At 69.6% G+C, this 4,083-nt stretch carries 3 protein-coding genes and 1 pseudogene; 3 read left to right on the forward strand and 1 reads right to left on the reverse strand.

Annotated features, from left to right (window positions below):
* The 3 genes and pseudogenes from DAT37_RS37735 to DAT37_RS37745 form a co-directional block, all read left to right on the forward strand.
* A pseudogene (locus DAT37_RS37735) lies at positions 1-502 on the forward strand (hypothetical protein); the annotation flags it as partial.
* Positions 503-514: 12 nt separating this feature from the next.
* Positions 515-2,416 (forward strand): fumarate reductase/succinate dehydrogenase flavoprotein subunit, encoded by a 1,902-nt coding sequence (locus DAT37_RS37740; RefSeq protein WP_232840246.1) that lies wholly within the window; start codon positions 515-517, stop codon positions 2,414-2,416.
* Complete coding sequence (locus DAT37_RS37745; protein WP_109529746.1) at positions 2,413-3,168, forward strand: succinate dehydrogenase/fumarate reductase iron-sulfur subunit; 756 nt, start codon at positions 2,413-2,415, stop codon at positions 3,166-3,168. The genes DAT37_RS37740 and DAT37_RS37745 overlap by 4 nt, the downstream gene beginning before the upstream one ends.
* A 210-nt stretch (positions 3,169-3,378) precedes the next feature.
* Here DAT37_RS37745 and DAT37_RS37750 read toward each other — a convergent pair whose 3' ends face one another.
* Positions 3,379-3,933 (reverse strand): hypothetical protein, encoded by a 555-nt coding sequence (locus tag DAT37_RS37750; RefSeq protein ID WP_109529747.1) that lies wholly within the window; start codon positions 3,931-3,933, stop codon positions 3,379-3,381.
* Between the last annotated feature and the right edge of the window lie 150 nt (positions 3,934-4,083).

Here is a 4,083-nt window from a genome sequence, read left to right on the forward strand (position 1 = left end):
GATCCTCGGCCTGCCGGGTGGGTTCCGGCTGACCTGCTACTACTACCGCAAGTCCTACTACCGGTCGTTCTGGCTGTCGCCGGCGGCCTGCGCCGTTCAGGAGCCGCACGGGAAGTACACCGGTGAGACCCGCTTCCCGCTGATCATCCAGAACGTCCACCGCTACTTCTTCTACCTCGCCCTCGTGATCGGCGCCATCCTGGCCTACGACGCCGTCCTGGCGCTCGTCCACACGCCGCTCGGCCTCGGCAGCTGGATCCTGCTGCTCAACGCCGTCCTGATCTTCGGCTACACCCTGGGCTGCCACTCCTGCCGGCACATCACCGCGGGACGGCTCAACCACTTCTCACGTCACCCGCTCCGCTACCGGGCCTGGACGTTCGTCTCCAAGCTCAACGCCAAGCACCAGCCCCTCGCGTGGGCGTCGATGTACTCGGTGATGGGCGCCGACCTCTACGTCCGCCTGGTCGCCAAGGGCATCATCGCCTTCCCGTACGCGTAAGGACCGCCTCCAGTGGAAAACACCTTGAATATCGAGCGTCACGAATACGACGTCGTCGTCATCGGCGCGGGCGGCGCGGGTCTGCGAGCCGCCATCGAGGCCCGCCAGCAGGGCAAGCGCACGGCGATCGTCTGCAAGTCGCTGTTCGGCAAGGCGCACACCGTCATGGCCGAGGGCGGAGCGGCCGCCGCGATGGGCAACGTCAACTCCGAGGACAACTGGATGGTGCACTTCCGTGACACCATGCGGGGCGGCAAGTTCCTGAACAACTGGCGGATGGCCGAACTGCATGCCAAGGAGGCCCCCGACCGGGTCTGGGAGCTGGAGGCCTGGGGCGCGCTCTTCGACCGCACCAAGGACGGCAAGATCAGCCAGCGCAACTTCGGCGGGCACGAGTACCCGCGCCTGGCCCACGTCGGCGACCGCACCGGCCTGGAGCTGATCCGCACGCTCCAGCAGCGCGTGGTGGCCCTGCAGCAGGAGGACCAGGAGACGCACGGCGACTACGAGGCCTACATCAAGGTCTTCGCCGAGTGCACGGTCACCCGCCTGCTCAAGGACGGCGAGCGCATCTCCGGCGCGTTCGGCTACTGGCGCGAGACCGGCAACCTCATCGTCTTCGACGCCCCCGCCGTGGTGCTCGCCACCGGAGGCATCGGCAAGTCGTACGTGGTGACCTCCAACTCCTGGGAGTACACCGGCGACGGCCACGCGCTGGCACTGCTCGCCGGGGCCAACCTGATCAACATGGAGTTCATCCAGTTCCACCCCACGGGGATGGTCTGGCCGCCCTCCGTGCGGGGCATCCTCGTCACCGAGTCGGTCCGCGGCGACGGCGGCGTGCTGCGCAACTCCGACGGCGACCGCTTCATGTTCAAGTACATCCCCGAGGTGTTCAAGGACAAGTACGCCACCACCGAGGAGGAGGCCGACCGCTGGTACACCGACCAGGCCAACAACCGCCGGCCGCCGGAGCTGCTGCCGCGTGACGAGGTGGCGCGCGCGATCAACTCCGAGGTGAAGGCCGGCCGCGGCTCGCCGCAGGGCGGCGTCTTCCTGGACGTCTCCTCCAGGCTGCCCGCCGAGGAGATCAAGAGGCGGCTCCCGTCGATGCACCACCAGTTCAAGGAGCTGGCCGACGTCGACATCACGGCCGAGCCCATGCAGGTGGGCCCGACCTGCCACTACATCATGGGCGGCGTCGAGGTCGACGCCGACACCGCCGCCGCGGCCGTGCCCGGGCTCTTCGCCGCGGGCGAGGTCTCCGGCGGCATGCACGGCTCCAACCGCCTCGGCGGCAACTCGCTGTCCGACCTGCTGGTCTTCGGGCGGCGGGCCGGGGCGGGCGCCGCGGCGTACATCGACGGGCTGGCCGCCCGGCCCAAGGTGTCGCCCCAGCTCGTCGAGGAGGCACGCGCCGAGGCCCTGGCGCCCCTCGAACGCTCCGGCGAGAACCCGTACGAGGTGCACCACGAGCTGCAGCGCACCATGAACGAGCTCGTCGGCATCATCCGCAAGGCCGAAGAGGTCGGCGAGGCCCTGGAGGTCATCGAGAAGCTCAAGGAACGCGTCCGCCTCGTCGGCGCGGCCGGGTCACGCATCTACAACCCCGGCTGGCACCTCGCGCTCGACCTGCGCAACATGATCCTCGTCTCCGAGTGCGTGGCCCGCGCCGCGCTGCTCCGCGAGGAGAGCCGCGGCGGGCACACCCGCGACGACTTCCCGAGCATGGAACCGGAATGGCGCCGCAAGCTCCTCATCTGCCTCACGCCCGACGGCTCGTCGATCACCGTCAAGGAGCAGGAGCAGCCCTCGATGCGGCCCGACCTGCTCGCTCTGTTCGACACCGAAGAGCTGAAGAAGTACCTCACCGACGAAGAGCTGGCCGAGTTGGACGGGATTGCGAAGTCATGAGCTACAAGGCAAAGTTCAAGGTCTGGCGCGGTGAGGGCGGCGAGGGCAGGCTCGAGGACTTCACCGTCGAGGTGAACGAGGGCGAGGTCGTCCTCGACATCATCCACCGGCTCCAGGCGACCCAGGCGCCCGATCTCGCGGTCCGCTGGAACTGCAAGGCGGGCAAGTGCGGCTCCTGCTCCATGGAGATCAACGGCCAGCCGCGGCTGGGCTGCATGACCCGGATGTCCACGTTCGAGGAGGACGAGACGATCACGGTCACCCCGATGCGGACCTTCCCCGTCATCAAGGACCTGGTCACGGACGTCTCGTTCAACTACGAGAAGGCGCGGCAGATCCCGTCCTTCACGCCGCCGGCGGACGTGCGCCCCGGCGAGTACCGCATGCAGCAGGTCGATGTCGAGCGGTCCCAGGAGTTCCGCAAGTGCATCGAGTGCTTCATGTGCAACAACGTCTGCCACGTGATCCGTGACCACGAGGAGAACAAGCCCGCCTTCGCCGGGCCCCGCTTCCTCATGCGGATCGCCGAGCTCGACATGCACCCGTACGACGTGGCGGACCGCCAGGAGGCGGCCCAGGAGGAGCACGGCCTCGGCTACTGCAACATCACCAAGTGCTGCACCGAGGTCTGCCCCGAGCACATCAAGATCACCGACAACGCCCTGATCCCCATGAAGGAGCGCGTGGTCGACCGCAAGTACGATCCGCTGGTCTGGCTCGGCAACAAGATCTTCCGCCGCCCGAAGTCGTAGCCGCTCCGAAGTCGAGGCCGCTCGCGTTCCGGCCGGTGCTCCGTCACCGGCCGGAACGCCACCCATCTCGCCGGACCCGCGTGGGACCGGTACGCGCTGGGGGCCTGCTCCGGCGGCGAGAATCCCGATCGATCAGCCGGGTTGCGCCCGCTGTCAGCTAGGCGGCCTGTGTCAGGTAGGCGGCATGCCGAGACCGTACCTGGTCGGCGGCTACTTCGAGCGGCGCCAGAAGCCGCGCTTGTCCCGCTGCCGCCCCTCCTGGCCCGGCATCGGCTGCTCCACCGTCGCCTGCTCCGCCCCCGGCAGGTCCGCGCCCGGCTGGTGTGCGGTCGGCTGGTGTGCGGTCGGAGGAAGGTGGTCGGGCCGGGTCGCCCGGTGCTCGGGGTCGAAGGGGTGGGCGGTCTGCTGCCAGGGCTCGGAGTCGCCGGTCTCGGCGGCCGAGGCGGGGCTCACCGGGTGATCGGGCGCGCCACCGCTGTGGGAGGCGGAGCCGTCGCCGTACGGGGCGGAGCCGCCCTCCGGGATGTCGGCAGGAGGAGGCTCCGGTGGGACCAGGGGCTCGAACGGCGCCCGGTAGCCCTCCGAACCACCTGAGGCTTCGGACCCGTGGCTGTAGGAGTCGAACTCGTCCGGGTGGAGGACCACCGCCTCGGCCGGCGGGGCCCCGCGCTCATCGGTGGCGAAGCCCTGCTGGGCGTACGCGCCGGGGTCCTGGTAGACGGCCCCGTACTGGACCTCCCCGCTGGGGTAGGTATGGACGGGCACGAAGCTGATGATCGGCGCGTACGCCGTGGCGGCCGGGTAGCCGGGCGGCGGGTACGCGGACGTCGCGTAGCCGGGACCGGCCGGGTAGCCGGCGGCACCACCGGGATAGCCCGGCTGCCCCGGACCGCCTGGGTAGCCCGGACCGCCCGG

It is taken from the genome of Nocardia aurea, from assembly GCF_003123685.1.
GTDB classification, from domain to species: domain Bacteria; phylum Actinomycetota; class Actinomycetes; order Mycobacteriales; family Mycobacteriaceae; genus Nocardia; species Nocardia aurea.